This window comes from Yokenella regensburgei ATCC 49455 (genome assembly GCF_000735455.1).
Taxonomy (GTDB): Bacteria; Pseudomonadota; Gammaproteobacteria; order Enterobacterales; family Enterobacteriaceae; genus Yokenella; species Yokenella regensburgei.
Window position 1 is genome coordinate 177,623 of record NZ_JMPS01000087.1, and the last position, 19,974, is coordinate 197,596.

Annotated in this window: 16 protein-coding genes; 8 read left to right on the forward strand and 8 right to left on the reverse strand. The window is 56.5% G+C overall.

Going from position 1 to position 19,974, the window contains the following annotated elements:
* Window positions 1–35: 35 nt before the first annotated feature.
* Window positions 36–698: a fructose-6-phosphate aldolase gene (fsa, locus tag GYRE_RS22635; RefSeq protein ID WP_006819174.1), complete on the reverse strand. Its 663-nt coding sequence runs from the start codon at window positions 696–698 to the stop codon at window positions 36–38.
* A gap of 139 nt (window positions 699–837) precedes the next feature.
* Here fsa and GYRE_RS22640 point away from each other — a divergent pair, with 139 nt between their 5' ends.
* The 4 genes from GYRE_RS22640 (at window position 838) to GYRE_RS22655 (ending at window position 6,527) form a co-directional block, all read left to right on the forward strand.
* Complete coding sequence (locus GYRE_RS22640) at window positions 838–1,737, forward strand: glycyl-radical enzyme activating protein (protein ID WP_038258764.1); 900 nt, start codon at window positions 838–840, stop codon at window positions 1,735–1,737.
* Window positions 1,738–1,741: 4 nt separating this feature from the next.
* Window positions 1,742–4,174, forward strand: a complete 2,433-nt coding sequence (locus tag GYRE_RS22645; protein ID WP_038258766.1) for a formate C-acetyltransferase/glycerol dehydratase family glycyl radical enzyme — start codon at window positions 1,742–1,744, stop codon at window positions 4,172–4,174.
* A gap of 122 nt (window positions 4,175–4,296) precedes the next feature.
* The gene (locus tag GYRE_RS22650; RefSeq protein ID WP_006819171.1) at window positions 4,297–5,112 is read left to right on the forward strand and encodes a Cof-type HAD-IIB family hydrolase; all 816 of its coding nucleotides are present in this window, start codon (window positions 4,297–4,299) and stop codon (window positions 5,110–5,112) included.
* Between the two features lie 149 nt (window positions 5,113–5,261).
* On the forward strand, window positions 5,262–6,527 hold the full coding sequence (locus GYRE_RS22655) for a DUF1479 domain-containing protein (RefSeq protein WP_038258768.1): 1,266 nt from the start codon (window positions 5,262–5,264) through the stop codon (window positions 6,525–6,527).
* Here GYRE_RS22655 and GYRE_RS22660 read toward each other — a convergent pair.
* Window positions 6,524–7,597 (reverse strand): LacI family DNA-binding transcriptional regulator, encoded by a 1,074-nt coding sequence (locus GYRE_RS22660; RefSeq protein WP_038258770.1) that lies wholly within the window; start codon window positions 7,595–7,597, stop codon window positions 6,524–6,526. The two genes, GYRE_RS22655 and GYRE_RS22660, sit on opposite strands and share 4 nt — an antisense overlap.
* Window positions 7,598–7,897: 300 nt before the next feature.
* On the opposite strand from GYRE_RS22660, the gene GYRE_RS22665 reads away from it, so the two are divergent.
* The 3 genes from GYRE_RS22665 (at window position 7,898) to GYRE_RS22675 (ending at window position 11,950) form a co-directional block, all read left to right on the forward strand.
* Window positions 7,898–9,199 (forward strand): MFS transporter, encoded by a 1,302-nt coding sequence (locus tag GYRE_RS22665; protein ID WP_038258772.1) that lies wholly within the window; start codon window positions 7,898–7,900, stop codon window positions 9,197–9,199.
* Window positions 9,200–9,214: 15 nt separating this feature from the next.
* Window positions 9,215–11,581, forward strand: a complete 2,367-nt coding sequence (locus tag GYRE_RS22670) for a glycoside hydrolase family 31 protein (RefSeq protein ID WP_038258774.1) — start codon at window positions 9,215–9,217, stop codon at window positions 11,579–11,581.
* Between the two features lie 123 nt (window positions 11,582–11,704).
* On the forward strand, window positions 11,705–11,950 hold the full coding sequence (locus tag GYRE_RS22675) for a hypothetical protein (RefSeq protein WP_006819165.1): 246 nt from the start codon (window positions 11,705–11,707) through the stop codon (window positions 11,948–11,950).
* 65 nt (window positions 11,951–12,015) lie between these two features.
* Here the strand turns inward: GYRE_RS22675 and GYRE_RS22680 are convergent, their stop codons facing one another.
* Window positions 12,016–13,611 carry an ABC-F family ATPase gene (locus GYRE_RS22680; protein WP_038258854.1) on the reverse strand — a complete coding sequence of 532 codons (1,596 nt, stop codon included), beginning with the start codon at window positions 13,609–13,611 and terminating at the stop codon, window positions 12,016–12,018.
* Window positions 13,612–13,870: 259 nt separating this feature from the next.
* On the opposite strand from GYRE_RS22680, the gene ldtB reads away from it, so the two are divergent.
* Complete coding sequence (gene ldtB, locus GYRE_RS22685; protein WP_006819163.1) at window positions 13,871–14,791, forward strand: L,D-transpeptidase; 921 nt, start codon at window positions 13,871–13,873, stop codon at window positions 14,789–14,791.
* Between the two features lie 48 nt (window positions 14,792–14,839).
* Here ldtB and GYRE_RS22690 read toward each other — a convergent pair whose 3' ends face one another.
* From GYRE_RS22690 to mntR, 5 genes are all read right to left on the reverse strand, one after another.
* Entirely contained in the window at window positions 14,840–15,556 is a 717-nt protein-coding gene (locus GYRE_RS22690; protein ID WP_006819162.1) for a GntR family transcriptional regulator, read from the reverse strand.
* A 35-nt stretch (window positions 15,557–15,591) separates the two neighbouring features.
* Window positions 15,592–16,968 carry a glycoside hydrolase family 1 protein gene (locus GYRE_RS22695; RefSeq protein WP_112471427.1) on the reverse strand — a complete coding sequence of 459 codons (1,377 nt, stop codon included), beginning with the start codon at window positions 16,966–16,968 and terminating at the stop codon, window positions 15,592–15,594.
* 160 nt (window positions 16,969–17,128) lie between these two features.
* Window positions 17,129–18,172 (reverse strand): aldo/keto reductase, encoded by a 1,044-nt coding sequence (locus GYRE_RS22700; protein WP_038258779.1) that lies wholly within the window; start codon window positions 18,170–18,172, stop codon window positions 17,129–17,131.
* Window positions 18,173–18,274: 102 nt separating this feature from the next.
* A complete protein-coding gene (locus tag GYRE_RS22705; protein ID WP_038258782.1) occupies window positions 18,275–19,384 on the reverse strand; it encodes an anion transporter in 1,110 nt (369 codons plus the stop codon).
* Window positions 19,381–19,854, reverse strand: coding sequence for a manganese-binding transcriptional regulator MntR (gene mntR, locus GYRE_RS22710; protein WP_006819158.1), 474 nt, complete (start codon window positions 19,852–19,854; stop codon window positions 19,381–19,383). Before mntR ends, GYRE_RS22705 begins: the two co-directional genes overlap by 4 nt.
* Between the last annotated feature and the right edge of the window lie 120 nt (window positions 19,855–19,974).

Consider the following 19,974-nt stretch of genomic DNA (forward strand, 5'->3'; position numbering starts at 1 on the left):
GCTTAACCTTCGGCAGGGCATCATACAGCTCAGATTCAGAGCGATGTCCGTCCGAACGCCCCCTGCCAGTCCTGCTCAAACTTTTTGACCGCCGCATCTACCGCCGGAGAAGCGATAAACTGCTGCGCCACGTCCAGCGGTAAGGTGATGGATTCACAGCCCGCCAGCAGGCAATCCAGCGCCTGACGCGGCGTTTTAAAGCTCGCGGCCAGCACTTTAGCGTGCGGAGCGTGCAGGGTTAACAGCAGCTGGAGTTCTGCCACCGTCTGAATACCGTCACCGCCCTGCGCATCCACGCGATTGACGTAAGGCGCGATATACTCCGCCCCGGCAAGCGCCGCCAGCAGCCCCTGCGCGGCACCGTAAACGGCTGTACCGAGCGTTGGGATCCCTTCGGCTTTCAGAAGCTTAATGGCTGCAAGGCCTTCAGCGGTCACCGGCACTTTGACCACCAGGTCGGGCACGATGGCCCGCAGTTTACGTGCGTCCTGCACCATACCTTCGGCGGTAGTCGCCATCACCTGAGCGAACAGCGTTCCGCTACCACCGAGCGCTTCGCGCAGTGCCGGTAACAGACTTTCCAGCGCAACCTTCCCGCTCGCAACAATGCTGGGGTTAGTGGTCACACCGGCCAGTGGAAAAATACGGGCCAGACGTTTTACTGCCGCGACATCGGAGGTATCCAGATAGAGTTCCATTATTCAGCCTCAGGTATTTTGTGAAGTGTGGGTATGGTTCAAAAGTATACGCGGGCGACCTGCCTCCTTTTTGATTTGCGTCAATTCAACTTTCATTCGAAAGTAATTTAATCTTCATACGCAAACACTGAGGTGGTTTATGATCTTCAACATTCAGCGTTACTCGACACATGACGGCCCGGGCATTCGCACCGTGGTATTCCTTAAGGGATGCTCACTGGGCTGCCGCTGGTGCCAAAACCCCGAGAGTCGCTCCACCACGCGCTCCCTGCTGTTCGACCCGCGCCTGTGTCTTGAAGGCTGCGAGCTCTGCCAACAGGCCGCACCGGAGGTCATCACCCGGGCGCTGAATGGTTTGCTTATTCACCGCGAAAAACTTAACAACGACCACTTTACCGCACTCACGGACTGTTGTCCGACCCAGGCACTGACGGTCTGCGGAGAAACGCAAAGCGTGGAACAGATTATGGCCACGGTGCTGCGTGATAAACCCTTCTACGACCGCAGCGGCGGCGGCATTACCCTTTCCGGCGGCGAGCCGTTCATGAACCCTGAACTTGCGCTGGCGCTGCTGAAAGAGAGCCACCAGCAGGGCATTCATACCGCCGTTGAGACCTGCCTGCACGTACCGTGGCGCTATATTGAACCCTGCCTGCCGTACATTGACCTGTTTCTCGCCGATCTCAAGCACGTCGATGGCGATATCTTCAAAACCTGGACCGATGGCTCAGCGAAGCGGGTGCTGGCGAATCTCAAATGCCTGGCCGATGCCGGGAAAACGCTGACCATTCGCGTGCCGCTGATCCCCGGCTTCAACGCCGACCGGGAGTCCATTACCGCTATTACTGAATTTGCCGCCAACGAGCTGCACGTTCGCGATATCCATTTTCTGCCGTATCACACCCTGGGCATGAACAAGTATCACCTGCTCGGCCAACCCTACTCCGCCCCTGACAAGCCGCTGGACAGTCCATCATTGCTGGCCTTTGCGCAAGAAGTTGCCAGCCAACACGGGCTTACCGCGACCTTACGAGGATAAACCGATGACCATTCTGACTCTCAACACCCTGACAGACCGTATCCAGGCCCATAAAAACGCGCTGGTGCACATCGTTAAGCCGCCGGTTTGTACCGAGCGTGCCCGCCATTACACCGAGGCGTATCAGCAGAATATGGACAAACCTGTCGCTGTGCGTCGCGCGCTGGCGTTAGCGCATCATCTGGCGGAACGTACCATCTGGATTAAGCACGATGAACTGATTATTGGTAATCAGGCAAGCGAAGTCCGCGCGGCTCCCATCTTCCCGGAATACACCGTCAGCTGGATTGAAAAAGAGATAGACTCCCTCTCCGACCGTCCGGGAGCCGGGTTCGCGGTAAGCGAAGAGAACAAACGTGTACTGCACGAGGTTTGCCCGTGGTGGCGTGGGCAGACGGTGCAGGACCGCTGCTACGGGATGTTTACCGATGAACAAAAAGCGCTGCTGGCGACGGGCATTATCAAGGCGGAGGGCAACATGACCTCCGGTGATGCCCACCTGGCAGTGAACTTCCCGCTGCTGCTGGAAAAAGGGCTCGACGGGCTGCGTCATAAGGTAGACGAACGTCGTGGTCGCCTTAATCTGACCGTTCTCGACGATCTTCACGGCGAGCAGTTCCTGAAGGGCATCGACATCGTGCTGGCGGCGGTGAGCGAACACATCATCCGCTTTGCCACGCTGGCACGCACGATGGCACAAAGCGAGTCGCGCGCCCAACGCCGCGACGAGCTGCTGATGATGGCTGAAAACTGCGACATCATCGCCCACCAGCCGCCTCAAACCTTCTGGCAGGCGCTGCAGCTGTGCTGGTTCATTCAGTTGATTTTGCAAATCGAATCCAACGGCCATTCGGTATCCTTTGGTCGCATGGACCAGTATCTGTATCCGTACTATCGCCGCGACGTGGAGCTGAACCAGAGCCTGAGCCGCGAGCAGAGCATTGAGCTGCTGCACAGCTGCTGGCTGAAGCTGCTGGAGGTGAATAAAATTCGCTCCGGCTCACACTCCAAAGCGTCGGCAGGCAGCCCGTTGTATCAGAACGTCACGATCGGCGGACAGAACCTGGTCAACGGCCAGCCGCAGGATGCGGTTAACCCACTCTCTTACACCATTCTGGAATCCTGTGGTCGCCTGCGTTCGACCCAGCCAAACCTCAGCGTGCGTTATCACGCTGGCATGAGCAACGACTTCCTCGACGCCTGCGTGCAGGTCATCCGCTGCGGGTTCGGGATGCCCGCCTTCAACAACGATGAAATCGTGATCCCGGAGTTTATCAAACTCGGCATTGAGCCGCAGGACGCTTACGACTATGCCGCCATCGGCTGTATCGAAACCGCCGTCGGCGGTAAGTGGGGTTACCGCTGCACCGGGATGAGCTTTATCAACTTCGCCCGCGTGATGCTGGCGTCGCTTGAGGGCGGTCGCGATGCCACCAGCGGTAAAATCTTCCTGCCGCAGGCGCAGGCGCTGTCCAAAGGGAATTTCCGCAACTTCGACGACGTACTTGCCGCCTGGGATACGCAGATCCGCTACTACACTCGTAAATCGATTGAAATTGAATACGTGGTCGACACCATGCTTGAAGAGAACGTGCACGATATTCTGTGCTCGGCGCTGGTCGACGACTGCATCGAACGGGCGAAAAGCATCAAACAGGGCGGGGCGAAATATGACTGGGTCTCCGGCCTGCAGGTGGGGATCGCCAACCTTGGCAACAGCCTGGCGTCGGTGAAAAAGCTGGTGTTCGAACAAGGAGCGATAGGTCAGCAGCAGCTGGCCGCCGCGCTGGCAGATGACTTCGAGGGGCTGACCCATGAGCAACTGCGTCAGCGCCTTATCAACGGTGCACCAAAATACGGTAACGACGACGACAGCGTCGATGCCCTGCTGGTTCGTGCTTATCAGACCTACATCGACGAGCTGAAGCAGTACCACAACCCGCGCTATGGCCGTGGTCCCATCGGGGGGAATTACTATGCCGGGACTTCTTCCATTTCCGCTAACGTCCCGTTTGGCGCCGCAACCATGGCCACACCGGACGGCCGCAAAGCGGGAACCCCGCTGGCGGAAGGCGCAAGCCCGGCTTCCGGGACCGACCATCTCGGCCCAACGGCGGTGATAGGCTCCGTCGGCAAGCTGCCGGCAGGCTCCATCCTCGGCGGCGTGCTGCTGAACCAGAAGCTGAATCCGGCGACGCTTGAGAATGAATCGGACAAACAGAAGCTGATGGTCCTGCTGCGTACTTTCTTTGAAGTGCACAAAGGCTGGCATATTCAGTACAACATCGTCTCGCGTGAAACCCTGATGGAAGCAAAAAAACATCCGGACCAGTATCGCGATCTGGTGGTGCGCGTGGCGGGCTACTCCGCCTTCTTCACCGCGCTGTCGCCAGATGCACAGGACGATATCATCGCCCGTACTGAACATACGCTTTAACCTCTGCGGCCTGATGCCCCCTCGTTCATAAGGAGAGGGGGCTTTCATTCGAAATAAATTTGTGCAGGCCGTCACATTGTCATTAGAATGTCCTGATATGCAGTGCTATCAGGAGCAGAAGTATGACCGTTAAAGTTATCGTCACTGATATGGACGGAACTTTCCTTAATGACGCCAAGAAGTACGATCGTGAACGTTTCCTGGCCCAATTCCAGCAGTTGAAGCAGCGTAATATCGAATTCGTGGTGGCCAGCGGCAACCAGTACTACCAGCTCATCTCCTTCTTCCCTGAAATCCTGAACGACATCTCTTTTGTCGCCGAGAACGGCGCGCTGGTGTTTGCTCACGGCGAACAGCTCTTTCACGGCGAGCTCACCCGCCATGAATCGCAGATCGTTATCGGTGAATTGCTAAAAGACAGCCATCTCAACTTTGTGGCCTGCGGTCTTGAGAGCGCGTACGTCAGCGACAAGGCCCCCGACGAGTTTGTCGCACTGATGTCGAAACACTATCACCGCCTGAAGCGCGTTGCCGATTATCAGGAGATTGACGATAAGCTGTTCAAATTCTCCCTTAATCTGCCGGACAGCGACATCCCGCAGCTGGTAGACAAACTCCATGTCTCCCTCGATGGCATCATGAAGCCGGTCACCAGCGGGTTTGGCTTTGTAGACTTGATTATCCCCGGTCTGCATAAGGCTAACGGTATCAGTCGTCTGCTGAAGCGCTGGCAGCTGTCACCGCAGGAGTGCGTGGCAATTGGTGACAGCGGCAACGACGCTGAAATGCTGAAGCTGGTGAAATACTCGTTTGCCATGGGTAACGCCGCCGAAGGCATCAAAGCCCTCGCCCGCTATCACACTGACGATAACAACCACGACGGCGCGCTGAATGTCATTCAGGCCGTACTCGATAACGACTCCCCCTTCGACGCCTGATCGAAAAACCGGAGCCCGGCTCCGGTTTCATTTTTTCTCTCCCTTCTGCCATCAACATCAAGTTATTTAACTTGCATTAACTTATTTTTAACTTAAAGTGTCACATGCAATCAAAATTACTTTCGAATGAAAGATAGAGGGGTTTCATCATGGCACTTACCTTTACCAGTACCACCCTGCCCGCCGACCACAAAGCAGCCATCCGACTGATGAAACAGACGCTGCGCCGCCAGATAGGTGATGTGCAGGCGGTCTTTGATAAGCTCAGCGCGCGAATTGAATCACGGCTGGCGGAAATCGATGCACTGAAAGCCAAAGGGGCTACCGTATGGCCGGAGATTGATTACCGCGAGCTGGCACAGGGAAAGGTAAGTGAGGCGCAGCGCGAAGCTATCAAACGTCGCGGCTGTGCGGTGATTAAAGGGCATTTCCCGCGTGAGCAGGCGCTGGCGTGGGATCGCTCGATGCTTGAGTACCTCGACAATAACCACTTCGACGAGGTGTATAAAGGCCCGGGCGATACCTTCTTCGGTTCGCTTGAGGCGTCGCGTCCGGAGATTTACCCGATCTACTGGTCCCAGGCGCAGATGCAGGCGCGCCAGAGCGATGAAATGGCAACGGTGCAGTCGTTCCTGAACCGTCTGTGGACTTTCGAACGCGACGACAAACGCTGGTTCGACCCGGATATCAGTGTCATTTACCCGGATCGCATTCGCCGTCGTCCGCCGGGAACCACCTCGAAAGGACTGGGTGCGCATACCGATTCCGGCGCGCTTGAGCGCTGGCTGCTGCCGGCTTACCAGCAGGTTTTTGCCAGCGTATTCAACGGCAACGTTAACGACTTCGATCCGTGGGATGCGGCGCACCGCACCGAAGTGGAAGAGTACAGCGTCGATAACACCACCAAATGCTCCGTGTTCCGCACCTTCCAGGGCTGGACGGCGCTGTCAGATATGATCCCCCATCAGGGGCTGCTGCACGTGGTACCTATCCCGGAAGCGATGGCGTATCTGCTGCTGCGCCCGCTGCTGGATGATGTGCCGGAAGATGAGCTGTGCGGCGTGGCGCCGGGGAAAGTGCTGCCGGTTTCCGAACAGTGGCACCCGCTGCTGATTAAAGCGCTGACCTCGATCCCGGCGCTCGAAGCCGGGGATTCAGTATGGTGGCACTGCGACGTTATTCACTCGGTAGCACCGGTGAAAGATCAGCTGGGCTGGGGTAACGTGATGTACATTCCGGCAGCGCCGATGTGCGAGAAAAACCTCGCCTACGCGCACAAGGTCAGAAACGCGCTGGAGCACGGGGCATCGCCGGGCGACTTCCCGCGTGAGGACTACGAGGCCAACTGGCAGGGGCGCTTTACGCTCACCGACCTGAATGCCTACGGCCGCCGCGCGCTCGGGATGGACGTTTAGTCGTCATACAAACCTTCCCGTGATACCGGGGTACGCCTGCCGCCCGGGCGTACCCGCCTTACGGAATCCCGCACCACCAGGCTGCCGTTAAGCAACAGCGTCCCCACCGGGGCGTTCGGGCGAATCAGCCGCTGCTGGAGCAGATGCACCGCCTCCGTTCCCAGCTCATCGCGCGGCACGTGCACCGCGGTCAGCGGGACGTCCTGAATCGCCGCAAGGTTGAAGCCATCGATGCTCATCACCGAAACATCCTGCGGCACGCGCAGCCCCCTGCTGTGCAGCGCATTCATCGCCCCCACCGCCATAAAATCACTCCCCACCAGCAACGCCGTCGGCAGAGTTTTTCCGGCAAGATTATCCAGCCATTCGCCCACCAGCGCTTCGGTTTCTTTGGCACTGAAGTTCGACACCAGGATCAGATCCCGCGCGCTCTGAAAACGCAGGTTATGCGTCTGCCAGGCCTCTTTGATACCGGTCAGGCGCAGCTCCATAGTGTAGCGACGCAGGCACAGCACGTTGACCACCGATCGGTGTCCCATCTCGAACAGGTAGTTTGCCGCAAACTGGCCGATGAGCCGGTGATCGGGAGCTATCGACGGCAGACGCATCTTTTCGTCACGGCAGTTAATGAGAACGCAGGGTTTCCCGACGTCCGCCGCCAGATCGTGAATATGGGTATCGTCAATTCCCAGCAGCACCGCCGCCTGGGTGTCGTTTTCATGCATACGGGTCAGAAACAGGTTAGCGTCGCTGTCGTTTTCCTCGAGCGCGCAAAAGCGCAGCCGGACCTCATGAGACGCCAGCGCTTTGTTGATGCTCTGGATAACACGGTAATAGAAGATGTCGGAGCGCTCATCAAAAGCGCGCTGAGGGGCGAACACCAGCAGGCTGTTGAGCAGCATTCTGCCTGCCGCCATCCCCTCCATCACCCCCAGCTCCCGCGCGCAGGCGAGCACTTTCTCCCGCGCGGCTGGGCTGGTATTTGCCTTCCCCGCCAGCACCCGCGACACCGTGCTGGCAGAAAGCCCGGTACGCACGGAGATTTCCGCAATTTTGAGCTTTTTGTCCATTTTGTGATCTGCCTCCAGTTTGCGGATGAAAGAATTTTCACGGTGAAAACTCCCTGATATTCACCATGAGAGTCGATATTACCCGCCATAAATTTTCACACCGTGAAAATTCTTGCATAAAAAGCGCTATTGAGCCGGTTTTTTCTGACCTACTCTGATTTGGTCCGACAACTTCCATACTAGTTATCAGGACAATTTAAACAACAACGATAATATTTTCAAATAGATAGATTAACTGGTGTGACAACTTATGGATAAGTCACCCCATCTTCCCCCTACAATTCCTGGATGGAGATGTCTATGAGTCAGGACATTAATAACACCGTCGCCGCCAGTGGTTCTCGCCGGGTGGTTAAGAACCTGCGCTGGTGGGTGCTGGTCCTCTTTTTACTTGGCGTAACCGTTAACTACATTACCCGCAATTCACTGGGGATCATTGCCCCGGAACTGAAAGACAGCCTGGGCATTACCACCGAGCAGTACTCATGGATCGTTGGCGCTTTTCAGCTGGCCTACACCCTCTTCCAGCCGCTGTGCGGTTGGCTTATTGACGTTATCGGTCTCAAGCTCGGGTTTATGATTTGCGCCACACTGTGGGCCGTGGCCTGTATCGCCCATGCGGGTGCGGGCAACTGGCTGCACCTCGCTATTCTGCGCTTCTTTATGGGCGGCGCAGAGGCGGCGGCAACGCCAGCCAACGCCAAAACCATCGGCGAGTGGTTCCCAAAATCAGAGCGTCCGATTGCCGCAGGCTGGGCAGGCGTGGGTTTCTCCATCGGTGCGATGCTGGCTCCGCCTATCATCTATTTCGCTCACGCCTCGTTTGGCTGGCAAGGTGCCTTTATGTTCACCGGCGTGCTGGCACTGCTGTGGGTGATACTGTGGTGGGCGTTCTATCACAATCCGGACAAACACCCGAATCTGGGTAAGGCTGAGCTGGACTACATCAGGCAGGATAACGAAGCGCCAGCGGTAAAACTGCCGTTCCTGACCGCGCTGAAAACCGTGGGTAAAAACAAGCGCTTCTACGGCATCGCTATTCCGGCCTTTATGGCGGAACCGGCGTGGGCGGTGCTGAGCTTCTGGGTACCGCTGTATCTGGCCAAAGAACATGGCATGGATCTCAAGCAGATTGCCATGTTCGCCTGGCTCCCTTTCCTTGCCGCCGATCTCGGTAGCGTCGCGAGCGGTTACCTGACGAAGCTGTATACCCGCCTGTTCGGTGCTTCCCGCGTCAACTCGATCGTCGCAAGCTCGGTCACCGGCGCATTCCTGATGATTTCGCTGGGAATTGTTGCCATCACCCGTGACCCCTACATCACCATCGTCCTGATCTCCATCGGCGGCTTCGGCCATCAGATCATCTCCTGCATGCTGAGCGCCCTGGTGGTGGAATCTTTCGACAAAGGCCAGATGGCAACCGTTAACGGCATGCGCGGCTCGGCTGCGTGGATCGCAAGCTTCCTGTTCTCCCTGTTAATCGGGGTTACCGCCGACAAAATTGGCTTTAACCCACTGTTCATCGCCATGGGCTTTTTTGACCTGATTGGCGCCGTATTCCTGGTTTCCTTTATCGCTGAACGTCGCGCCAAACGCGCCTGAGAGTGGATGTAAATTATGAAGACGCTTAAACACTGGACATTTGAAACGCAGTCAGCCCATCACGTTGAGCTGAAAGTCGACGGCCAGCACAGACTGTGCCTGTATATGCTGGAACAAAATCTGTTCCGCGTGCTGATTAAACGCAAAGGCGAACTGGCGCTCGACCGTACCTGGAGCATCGCCCCGGCGCAGGATGTGCCGTGGGAAGGTCGCTCCCGTGAAGACTTAAGTGGTTTTACCCTCCCCGCGTGGACGCTGGTTCAGCGGGATAACCAGTTGACGATTGCCACCGAGCAGCTGCGCGTGACCGTCCACCAGCCGCTGTGGCTGGAATGGCATTATCGTGACGAGAGCGGTGAATGGCAGTACCTGACCGGCGACCGCCCGACCAGCGCCTATCTGCTCAACGCCCACGGCGACGGCGCCGCGCACTACCTGAGCCGCCGCAAAGACGAACGTTTTTACGGCCTTGGCGAAAAAGCGGGCGATCTGCAGCGCACCGGTAAACGTTTTGAAATGCGTAATCTCGATGCCATGGGCTATAACGCGGTCAGCACCGATCCGCTGTATAAACATATTCCATTTACGATAACCCAGCGCGCCGATGTCAGCCACGGCCTGTTCTACGACAACCTCAGCAGCTGCTGGTTAGATCTGGGTAAAGAGATCGACAACTATCACACCGCCTATCGCCGCTGGCAGGCCGAAGCTGGTGACATCGACTACTACATGTTTACCGGCAAGCGCGTACTCGACGTGACCAAAACCTTTGTGCGTCTGACCGGCAAAACCTTCTTCGGGCCGAAGTGGAGCCTGGGCTACAGCGGCTCCACCATGCACTACACCGACGCGCCGGACGCACAAAATCAGCTGATGAACTTCATCCGCCTGTGCGAAGAGCATGCTATCCCGTGCGATTCGTTCCAGCTCTCCTCCGGCTACACCTCGATAAACGGCAAGCGCTACGTCTTTAACTGGAACTACGATAAAGTGCCGCAGCCGAAGGTGATGAGCCAGGCTTTCCACGATGCGGGTCTGCACCTGGCGGCGAATATCAAGCCGTGCCTGCTGCAGGATCACCCGCGCTACCACGAAGTGGCTGAGCGCGGTCTGTTTATTCGTGACTCAGAATCCGATATGCCGGAGCGCTCCAGCTTCTGGGATGACGAAGGCTCCAACCTCGACTTTACCAACCCGGAAACCGTGGCCTGGTGGCAGGAAGGCGTCACCACTCAGCTGCTGGAAATGGGGATCGACTCCACCTGGAACGACAATAACGAATTCGAGGTCTGGGACGGCGAAGCCCGCTGCCATGGCTTCGGAAATGAGATTGCCATTAAGCATATCCGCCCGGTGATGCCACTGCTGATGATGCGCGCCTCGATGGAAGCGCAGCAGCGCTTCGCACCGGAAAAACGCCCGTACCTGATTTCACGCTCCGGCTGCGCCGGGATGCAGCGCTACGTGCAAACCTGGAGCGGCGATAACCGCACCAACTGGGATACTCTGCGCTACAACACCCGCATGGGCGTTGGCATGAGCCTTTCCGGTTTGTACAACGTCGGTCATGACGTGGCGGGCTTCTCCGGTGATAAACCGGATGCCGAACTGTTCGTCCGTTGGGTGCAAAACGGCGTGATGCACCCGCGCTTCACCATTCACTCCTGGAACGACGACCAGACGGTCAACGAGCCGTGGATGTACCCGGCGATCACTCCGGCTATCCGCAGCGCGATTGAGCTGCGCTACCGCCTGCTGCCGTACCTGTACACCCTGCTGTGGCAGGCACACGCCGAGGATGAGCCAATGCTGCGCTCCACTTTCCTCGATCACGAACATGACGAGCAGACCTTCGAGGAGTGCGACGACTTCCTGCTGGGTCGCGATATTCTGGTAGCAAGCGTGGTGGAGCCAGGCCAGCGCGAGCGCCGCGTGTGGCTGCCCGCCAATGAAGCCGGCTGGTATGATTTCTACAGCCACGAGTGGTTCTCCGGCGGCCAGTGGATAACTCTCGATGCTCCGCTGGAAAAACTGCCGCTGCTGGTGCGCGCCGGTGCCGGTCTGCCGCTGAGCGAGCGTATTACCTGGGTTAATGCGAAGAAAGATGACCAACGAGAACTGCGCCTGTTCCCGCTGAAAGGCGTGGGGACAACCTCCGGGCTGCTGTTTGAAGACGATGGCGAAAGCTGGGGCTATAAAGACGGCAACGCGCTGTGGCTGGAGTGGGAAATGGCGTGCAGTGCGAATACGGTCAACCTGAAGGTGAGCACCCGCGGTGATTATGTTCCGGCGTGGAAAACGCTGCAGGTAACGCTCCCTGCAGGTGACAAGCGCAAACTGCTGATTAACGGTGTCGCCGCCGATACCTGGGTACGAAACTAAGCCGATAAATTAAGCCGATAGTTTCCATCAGTAACAAAATACGCCATGAGTGTAACTGCTCATGGCGTTTTTATTACGCCAGTTATACCCTCAAAGAGCCCTTTCCCCTGCGGATCCGAGACCATGAAAATAGTAACCGCCGTTTCCATTGCACTACTGCTTAGTTCCACAAGCGCGCTGGCATTTCAGGAAAAACCCGTACAGGAAGTTGCCGCCCAGAGCTCGCAGAAAAATACCCCGGCTCTGAGTCAGTTTTCTGATGACGATAATGATGGTGCAATTGCGCAGGCTTATGGTCCGGCGGCATTCAGTGGCACATCGGTCAGCAGCACTGTTTACCCCATGCCGGTACCACATTCTCAGCGGTAAGTGCCCGAGAAAATGGCACCAGACAGTCCCCTCTCCCTAAGGGAGAGGGTCAGGGTGAAGGGAAGTTAACCGTCGATCCCTTTGCTACGCAGATAATCTTCGTAGTTACCGGTGAAGTCCACCACGCGCTCTGGCGTAATTTCAATCACACGGGTCGCCAGCGAGCTCACAAACTCACGGTCGTGGGAAACGAAAATCAGGGTGCCCTGATACATTTCCAGCGCCATGTTCAGCGATTCGATAGATTCCATATCCAGGTGGTTGGTTGGTTCGTCCATTACCAGGATGTTTGGTTTTTCCATCATCAGCTTACCAAACAGCATGCGGCCTTTTTCACCACCGGAGAGCACTTTGGCAGGCTTTTTGATATCGTCCTGGCTGAACAGCAGACGACCCAGAATGCTGCGCACGGCCTGCTCGTCATCGCCTTCCTGCTTCCACTGGCTCATCCAGTCGAAGACGGTCAGGGAGTTTTCGAACTCATACTCATGGTCCTGCGCGTAGTAACCCACCTGCGCGTTTTCAGACCATTTCACGCTACCGTGGTCAGGCTGAAGCTCGCCCACCAGGGTTTTCAGCATGGTTGATTTACCCACGCCGTTAGCACCGATAATGGCAATCTTCTCGCCCACTTCCAGCAACAGGTTGAAGTTTTTAAACAGCGGGCCGTCCTCAAAACCTTTCGCCAGCGCTTCGACTTCCAGCGCGTTACGGAACAGTTTCTTATCCTGTTCAAAGCGGATGAACGGGTTCTGACGGCTGGAGGCTTTGACTTCGTCGAGTTTGATTTTATCAATCTGACGAGCGCGCGAGGTCGCCTGACGTGATTTAGAGGCGTTGGCACTAAAGCGGCTGACGAAGGACTGCAGGTCTGCTATCTGCGCTTTCTTCTTGGCGTTATCCGCCAGCAGACGTTCACGGGCCTGGGTTGCCGCCGTCATATACTCGTCGTAGTTGCCCGGGTAAACGCGCAGTTCACCGTAATCAAGATCCGCCATGTGGGTGCAGACCATGTTCAGGAAGTGACGGTCGTGCGAGATAATGATCATGGTGCTGTCGCGATCGTTGAGCGTCTGCTCCAGCCAGCGGATGGTGTCGATGTCCAGGTTGTTCGTCGGTTCATCGAGCAACAGGATATCCGGGTTGGAGAACAGTGCCTGCGCCAGCAGTACACGCAGCTTCCAGCCTGGAGCTACTTCGCTCATCGGGCCGTAGTGCTGTTCCACCGGAATACCTACGCCAAGCAGCAGCTCACCGGCGCGGGATTCCGCGGAGTAGCCGTCCATTTCACCGTATTTGACTTCCAGATCGGCCACCTTATAGCCGTCCTCTTCGCTCATTTCTGCGAGGCCGTAGATGCGGTCGCGCTCCTGTTTCACTTCCCAGAGCTCCGCGTGACCCATGATCACGGTATCGAGCACAGTAAACTCTTCGAAGGCGAACTGGTCCTGGCGCAGCTTACCGATGCGCTCGTTAGGATCGAGAGAGACGTTGCCCAGCGTCGGTTCGAGATCGCCGCCGAGGATTTTCATAAAGGTGGATTTGCCGCTACCGTTGGCGCCAATCAGGCCGTAACGGTTGCCGCCGCCAAATTTGACGGAGATGTTTTCGAACAGCGGCTTACTGCCGAACTGCATGGTGACGTTGCTGGAGACTAACACGCGAAATACCCTGAGAGAGATGACAAACGGCATAGTATGCCATCAACCGCACCATATTTCACGGATACGGGCATTTTCTTTCCATTATTCCGAAATGCTTCCAACCGCCCGGGGAATTGCTACAGTTGAAACAAACGTAAAAAAAATGTGATTTAGTACACATCCGAATTCCTTGTTGGCAGGAATGCACATATAATGCGCTCCCATTGATGTTTGAATTCTCAATCAACCGCCTACATGGCCCTGATACTTCGCACACATGAAAATGAAACTCTCGACACTTTTTGCGGCGGCACTCGCCGTTGTAGGCTTTTGTAATACGGCATCAGCCGTCACTTACCCACTGCCAACCGACGGTAGCCGTCTGGTGGGTGAGAACCTGGTGACCACCATTCCTGAAGGCAACACCCAGCCGCTGGAGTATTTTGCGGCGAAGTACCAGATGGGCCTGTCTAACATGCTGGAAGCTAATCCTGGCGTGGACACCTACCTGCCGAAAGGCGGCACCGTGCTGAACATTCCTCAGCAGTTGATCCTGCCGGATACCGTGCATGAAGGTATTGTCATCAACAGTGCGGAAATGCGTCTGTATTACTACCCGAAAGGCACCAATACCGTTCTGGTACTGCCAATCGGTATCGGCCAGTTAGGCAAAGATACGCCAATCAACTGGACGACTAAGGTTGAACGTAAGAAAGCGGGCCCGACCTGGACCCCAACGGCGAAAATGCACGCGGAATATGCGGCAGCCGGTGAACCGCTGCCAGCGGTTGTTCCTGCTGGCCCGGACAACCCGATGGGTCTGTACGCGCTGTATATCGGTCGCCTGTACGCTATTCACGGCACCAACGCTAACTTCGGTATCGGCCTGCGCGTGAGCCACGGCTGTGTGCGTCTGCGTAACGAAGACATCAAGTTCCTGTTCGAAAACGTACCGGTAGGTACCCGCGTGCAGTTCATTGATGAGCCAGTGAAAGCCACTACCGAGCCGGATGGCAGCCGTTATGTGGAAGTCCACAACCCGCTCTCCGTGACGGAAGCGCAGTTCACCGGCGGCGAAATCGTACCAATCACCCTGACCAAAGCGGTGCAGACGGTGACCGGTCAGTCTGACGTTGACCAGAACGTACTGAATCAGGCGATTCAGAACCGTTCCGGGATGCCGGTTCGTCTGAACTAATTCAGACAACAGAGACAAAAAAGGCGGATATTTTATCCGCCTTTTTTATTAGCCGTTATTCACAATCACAATGCCGCCGTGATCGTAGCGGTAGTGGCAATGCGCATATTCCAGCGGCGTACCGTCTTCCAGATACACCACCTGTTCCACCTCCAGCACCGGGTCGGCAGGCTCCTGCACCAGATGCGTTTTATCCAACGCTCCGGCTTTAATTGCCCGAACCACCCGATACGATCCCATGATTTTAAGCTCCAGCGTTTCCTGCACATAGCGAAACACAGAGCTCTCAAGATGACTTTTATTTAGCCCGGGTACCAGCGCCACCGGCATCACGGTCGTGTCGAGAGAAATCACCTCACCGTTGAGCAACCGCAGGCGGACAAAATCATACACCGGCGCATCGGCATCAATCATTAGCGCGGTCTGCTCCTGCTCGGAGGGGAAACGCAGTTCAAAGCGCAGTACCTCGCTGCCCACTTTCCCGAGATGCTCCCAGGTCCTGGTGGCGCCAAAATAGTCGCTGCCCGCCAGATCCCACTGCGAGAGCTGGCGGAAGTTTTTACGCACGAAGGTGCCCTGCCCCTGGCGGGTGTAGATAACCCCTTCGACAATCAGCTGACGCATCGCCTGCTGAATGGTCATCCGGCTGGTCCCAAACTCGGCCGCCAGCGCGTGCTGATCGGGTAGCGGTTCGCCATCGTGATACTGCTGGCTGATTATCCGTTTGCGGATTTCCCGCGCGATGGTGAGATACTTCGCCGCCATGCCTGTTCCTTTCGTGGTAAGTGAGCGCCCGCAGGTTACATTTCTTCGCCGTTGCTGTGAATAGCCCGCTTCAGCCAGGCGTAACTTTTCTTCGGTACGCGTTTCAGGTCTTTGAGGTCGTGGTTATCGCGGTTAACGTACACCACGCCGTAGCGTTTACGCATATCGCCCTGCGAGCTGAGAATATCGATAAGCCCCCAGCCGAGATAGCCGATAACCTCTGCGCCATCCTCCTCCATCGCCGCGCGCATCGCGTTAATATGCTCACGGTGATAGTCGATACGGTAATCATCTTCGACAGGGTTCACCCCATCCCACGCCTCAATCACCCCAATACCGTTTTCAATTGGGAATACCGGCATCCGCCAGTCGTTGTAATAGCGGGTGATGATTGTGCGGAACCCCAGCGGATCTATCTGCCAGTTCCACTCGGTGGCTTTCAGGAACGGGTTACGTTTATCACCAAACAGCATGTAGTTGTTGACCGGGGTCCCTTGCGGAATCGCATCGCTGTCCAGGGTGCGGCTGGCGTAATAGCTGAACGCCAGGTAGTCATTTTTGATGGTGGCGAGCAGCGCCAGATCTTCTTCACGGTAGATATCGTTAAAACCTTCACGCGCCACCAGCGTCAGCACTTCCGGGCTGTAGCCTTCCCCCGCATAGACCCGCAGCAGGTTCTGGTTGAAGAACTCATCTAACTGCTGCGCGCAGAGGTAATCCCGTGGTTTGCAGGTGGCCGGATACACCAGCGCATGCGCCAGCATACCGCCCATCAGCTGCCGCGGGTGCGTCTCATGCAGGTAGTGGGTGAGGTGAGCGTGGGCCATCATCACATGATGCTGGATGGCGTACATGTCGCGCAGGGTTTTGTCACCCCGCGTATAGCCGGAAATCAGAAACGCCTCCGGGCCGTGATAGAGGTTCTGCTCGTTGAAGGTCAGCCAGTATTTCACCTTGCTACCGTAGCAGTCGATCACCTTCTGCCCGTAGCGCACGAACGCCTCCATCACCCGGCGATCGGTGAAGCCGTTATACTCATTTGCCAGATGCAGCGGCATATCGAAGTGATACAGGCAAATCATCGGCTCGATACCGCGGGCAATCAACGCATCAATAAAACGGTGATAGAAAGCAATACCCTCTTCGTTAAACGCCCCATCGCCGGTCGGGCAGACGCGGCTCCAGGCAATCTGGAAGCGATAGCAGTTCATGCCCAGATCTTTCATCAAATCGAAATCTTCTTCGTAGCGATGGTAGGAATCGGTCGCCACTTTCCAGTCTGACGAATTTTCACCCGGCTCGCGAATGTCGTACACCGACATCCCTTTTCCCCCCTCGTTCCATGCCCCTTCGGTCTGCATACTGGATACTGAGTTACCCCATAAAAAATCGGCTGGCAGCTTTTTCATCACGTCGCTCCGTAATATGACTAGTCATTTAACTATAATGACTAGTCATATTAATGGCGAGCAGAAAAACAGCAAAGATCGGGATCGTTTTTTGTGAGCGCGGTTGAAAAATGGGTGAGCCGGGTGAGGCGTTAGCCACACCCGGCAGGATGGAAGGTTACTGCTACTGCTGTGCGAGCTGTTCGCGGCGATAGCCTCCCTGACGCTCCAGCATCCAGCCCGGATACTCGTTCGGCAGAGCGCTAACCGTATCCAGTTGCTTCAGTTCATCCTCAGTGAGACGAATAGCCGTTGCGGCGATATTATCCTGCAGCTGATCCGGACGTTTCACCCCAACGATAACGCTGCTGACCGCCGGCTGATGCAGCAGCCAGGCCAGCGCAATCTGCGCCACAGAAACCCCTTTGTGTTCGGCGATTCGCCGCATGACGTCGATACAGTCGAAAGCCCGGTCCTTATTCACCGGTGGGAAATCGAACTCCTGACGACGGCTTCCGGCCTCACCGCTCTGGCCGTTACGATCGTACTTGCCGCTCAGCAGGCCGCCTGCCAGAGGGCTCCATACCATCAGCCCAACGCCTTCGCTCTGCATCATCGGCACCAGTTCGCGCTCCAGGTCGCGCCCGGCAATGGTGTAATACGCCTGCAGCGAAACAAAGCGTGCCAGTCCCAGGCGGTCAGAAATGCCCAGCGCTTTCATGATTTGCCACGCCGCCCAGTTAGAAACGCCGACGTAGCGAACATGGCCGTGCTGAACCAGATTATCCAGCGCGTACAGCGTCTCTTCCATCGGCGTTGCTGGGTCAAAACCGTGCAATTGGTACAAATCGATATGATCCAGCTGCAGGCGTCGCAGACTTTCTTTGACGCTGTTCATGATGTGATAGCGAGAGCTGCCGCGGGAATTCACCCCAGCGGTGCCGGTTTCACCAAACACTTTGGTGGCGACAACGACGTTTTCGCGCGGCACACGCAGGTTTTTCAGCGCCTGGCCGGTAATCTCTTCTGAACGTCCTTCAGAATAGACGTTGGCGGTATCAATGAAGTTAATGCCGGCATCCAGCGCGCTGCCGACCAACTGTTCAGCCTCCGTCTGGCGCAGCTGACCAATTTTCCCCCACATCCCCTCTTCACCGCCGAAGGTCATGGTGCCAAGGCACAGTTCAGAAACGAACAAACCGGTATTGCCTAATTTCTGGTATCGCATAGGGATCTCCTCGAGATGGCTCATCGTGAGTGCCCTATAGTTATAGCCAGTACAGCCGGTTTGCGAATGTGGTAATTCTGCCCGTTTCTTGCCTGATCCTCTTTATCTCAGTTGAAAGAGCGCGTAGCCGACCAGCGCCGCCCAGAACAGCAGCGGGACAGAATAGAGGTGAAAGCGCCACCAGATGCGGCGATCGTTGGCCATGCGAAGCGCAATCAGGTTCGCCAGCGAGCCGGGCAATAGCCCAAAACCACCGACGTTCACCGCCCAGGCAAGCAGCGCCGAAGGCGGCACCGTATTGAGAAGCAGAATGGTCGCCGGAACGTTGCTGATAAACTGCGACAGGCCGATGGCCGTGAGCCACAGCCCGCCCTCCGAAAGCTGGCTTACGCCGTGCAGGCTCTGCTGCAATATCGGCAGTTGGATCAGCAGGTGTACGTCGATAAACATGGCGATGAACACCAGCAGCAGCGTCCAGTCGACGCTAAAAATCACCCGACGCGCCAACAGAAGGAACCCGGCGGCAATCAGCGCCAGCCCCCACAGCTCCTGCTTCACCTCCAGGGCAACGAGGAACACCACGTACAAACCCAGACAGCTCCACACCAGCCGTGGCGACCACTCCGGCGTGCGGTCACTGCTCTGAAAACGCAGCGCTTTCGCCGGGAAACAGAACCAGCACAGCACCAGCAACGTCAGCATCATCGCCAGCGCTAACGGCAACATCTGGCCGATAAACGCAGTAAAAGAGAGTCCGGAACGCCCCCACAGCAGGATGTTTTGCGGGTTGCCAATGGGCGTCAGCAGCGAGCCAGCATTCACCGCCAGCGCTTCGAAAATGATGATCCGATTGACCGGCAGCGCGCACCACTTCTTTAGCGTGATGGTCAGCGGCACCACGATAAACAGCGCTACATCATTGGTCAGAAAGGTCGACAGCAGCGCGGCGGCCAGCAGCATAAATATCGCCAGCTGGCGTTCGGTGACAAATCGGCGGGCCATTCTGCGGCCCAGCACATCAAAATAGCCGCTTTGTTCAACGCCTTTGGTGAGGAGCATTAACCCGCTCAGGGTGATAATGGTGTGCCAGTCGATGGCGGCCGGCCAGCGAGAAGGGGCGAAGGGAACCAGAAAACTCAGCAGGACGCCAATGATAATCAGCAGGTGCAGAAAGCGATCGCGCGCCAGGGCGCGCAAAATCGGCAGACTCATTCAGCGTTATGCCCGTGTTTTTCGTTGTAGCGACGGAACACTTCCAGCGTTTCCTCACAGACGTGATGCTCTACCCCTTCCGCATCGCGGCGGGCATTTTCCGGGCTGACGCCGATGGTCAGCAGGAAAGTTTCAACTATCTGGTGGCGTTCGCGGCTGGCCTGCGCCAGTTTCTCCCCTTCCGGGGTCAGGAATACGCCGCGCCACGGGATCTGTTCAATCAGGCCAACACCGGCCAGACGCTTGAGCATTTTAGCAACCGTCGGCTGGGAAACCCCAAGACGCGCCGCCATATCGACCTGGCGTGCTTCTCCGGATTCATGGATGAGGTCAGAGATCAACTCAACGTAATCATCAATCAGCTCGCGACGATGCGCTTCACGCACCTGACGAAAGCCTTCAACATGCTCTTCAACATTAACCAACTGCGTCACTTTTTTTGTTATTGGCTTACCTTCGCGACGGCTCATCGTGCTTCCTCATCAGTGTGGCGCGGCCTCGCACCCTATAAAGGACGACCATTGTATAGGATCGTGCTCTGAGCACAAAAAATTAACGTCTTAGCCATAGCTATAAGATATAGCCTGTGC